We start from the raw sequence: 2,500 nt of genomic DNA on the forward strand, positions 1-2,500 counted from the left end.
GCGTGCCTAATACATGCAAGTCGAGCGGACAGATGGGAGCTTGCTCCCTGATGTTAGCGGCGGACGGGTGAGTAACACGTGGGTAACCTGCCTGTAAGACTGGGATAACTCCGGGAAACCGGGGCTAATACCGGATGGTTGTCTGAACCGCATGGTTCAGACATAAAAGGTGGCTTCGGCTACCACTTACAGATGGACCCGCGGCGCATTAGCTAGTTGGTGAGGTAACGGCTCACCAAGGCGACGATGCGTAGCCGACCTGAGAGGGTGATCGGCCACACTGGGACTGAGACACGGCCCAGACTCCTACGGGAGGCAGCAGTAGGGAATCTTCCGCAATGGACGAAAGTCTGACGGAGCAACGCCGCGTGAGTGATGAAGGTTTTCGGATCGTAAAGCTCTGTTGTTAGGGAAGAACAAGTGCCGTTCAAATAGGGCGGCACCTTGACGGTACCTAACCAGAAAGCCACGGCTAACTACGTGCCAGCAGCCGCGGTAATACGTAGGTGGCAAGCGTTGTCCGGAATTATTGGGCGTAAAGGGCTCGCAGGCGGTTTCTTAAGTCTGATGTGAAAGCCCCCGGCTCAACCGGGGAGGGTCATTGGAAACTGGGGAACTTGAGTGCAGAAGAGGAGAGTGGAATTCCACGTGTAGCGGTGAAATGCGTAGAGATGTGGAGGAACACCAGTGGCGAAGGCGACTCTCTGGTCTGTAACTGACGCTGAGGAGCGAAAGCGTGGGGAGCGAACAGGATTAGATACCCTGGTAGTCCACGCCGTAAACGATGAGTGCTAAGTGTTAGGGGGTTTCCGCCCCTTAGTGCTGCAGCTAACGCATTAAGCACTCCGCCTGGGGAGTACGGTCGCAAGACTGAAACTCAAAGGAATTGACGGGGGCCCGCACAAGCGGTGGAGCATGTGGTTTAATTCGAAGCAACGCGAAGAACCTTACCAGGTCTTGACATCCTCTGACAATCCTAGAGATAGGACGTCCCCTTCGGGGGCAGAGTGACAGGTGGTGCATGGTTGTCGTCAGCTCGTGTCGTGAGATGTTGGGTTAAGTCCCGCAACGAGCGCAACCCTTGATCTTAGTTGCCAGCATTCAGTTGGGCACTCTAAGGTGACTGCCGGTGACAAACCGGAGGAAGGTGGGGATGACGTCAAATCATCATGCCCCTTATGACCTGGGCTACACACGTGCTACAATGGGCAGAACAAAGGGCAGCGAAACCGCGAGGTTAAGCCAATCCCACAAATCTGTTCTCAGTTCGGATCGCAGTCTGCAACTCGACTGCGTGAAGCTGGAATCGCTAGTAATCGCGGATCAGCATGCCGCGGTGAATACGTTCCCGGGCCTTGTACACACCGCCCGTCACACCACGAGAGTTTGTAACACCCGAAGTCGGTGAGGTAACCTTTATGGAGCCAGCCGCCGAAGGTGGGACAGATGATTGGGGTGAAGTCGTAACAAGGTAGCCGTATCGGAAGGTGCGGCTGGATCACCTCCTTTCTAAGGATTTTAACGGAATATAAGACCTTGGGTCTTATAAACAGAACGTTCCCTGTCTTGTTTAGTTTTGAAGGATCATTCGATTCTTCGAGATGTTGTTCTTTGAAAACTAGATAACAGAAGTAATTCACATTCAATTAGTAATGCAAGATATCACGTAGTGATTCTTTTTAACGGTTAAGTTAGAAAGGGCGCACGGTGGATGCCTTGGCACTAGGAGCCGATGAAGGACGGGACGAACACCGATATGCTTCGGGGAGCTGTAAGCAAGCTTTGATCCGGAGATTTCCGAATGGGGAAACCCACCACTCGTAATGGAGTGGTATCCATATCTGAATACATAGGATATGAGAAGGCAGACCCGGGGAACTGAAACATCTAAGTACCCGGAGGAAGAGAAAGCAAATGCGATTCCCTGAGTAGCGGCGAGCGAAACGGGATCAGCCCAAACCAAGAGGCTTGCCTCTTGGGGTTGTAGGACACTCTGTACGGAGTTACAAAGGAACGAGGTAGATGAAGAGGTCTGGAAAGGCCCGCCATAGGAGGTAACAGCCCTGTAGTCAAAACTTCGTTCTCTCCTGAGTGGATCCTGAGTACGGCGGAACACGTGAAATTCCGTCGGAATCCGGGAGGACCATCTCCCAAGGCTAAATACTCCCTAGTGACCGATAGTGAACCAGTACCGTGAGGGAAAGGTGAAAAGCACCCCGGAAGGGGAGTGAAAGAGATCCTGAAACCGTGTGCCTACAAGTAGTCAGAGCCCGTTAACGGGTGATGGCGTGCCTTTTGTAGAATGAACCGGCGAGTTACGATCCCGTGCAAGGTTAAGCAGAAGATGCGGAGCCGCAGCGAAAGCGAGTCTGAATAGGGCGAATTGAGTACGTGGTCGTAGACCCGAAACCAGGTGATCTACCCATGTCCAGGGTGAAGTTCAGGTAACACTGAATGGAGGCCCGAACCCACGCACGTTGAAAAGTGCGGGGATGAGGTG

2 rRNA genes (both cut by a window edge) are annotated in these 2,500 nt (G+C 53.0%); both read left to right on the forward strand.

Features of this window, described 5'->3' with window-relative positions:
* Window positions 1-1,509 (forward strand): 16S ribosomal RNA (locus NYE42_RS00990); it begins 41 nt to the left of the window's first position.
* 175 nt (window positions 1,510-1,684) lie between these two features.
* Window positions 1,685-2,500 (forward strand): 23S ribosomal RNA (locus tag NYE42_RS00995) (it continues 2,114 nt past the right edge of the window).
* The 16S and 23S rRNA genes sit together here, the layout of an rRNA operon.

The sequence above is a fragment of the Bacillus sp. FSL K6-2865 genome, assembly GCF_040311405.1.
Taxonomy (GTDB): domain Bacteria; phylum Bacillota; class Bacilli; order Bacillales; family Bacillaceae; genus Bacillus; species Bacillus velezensis.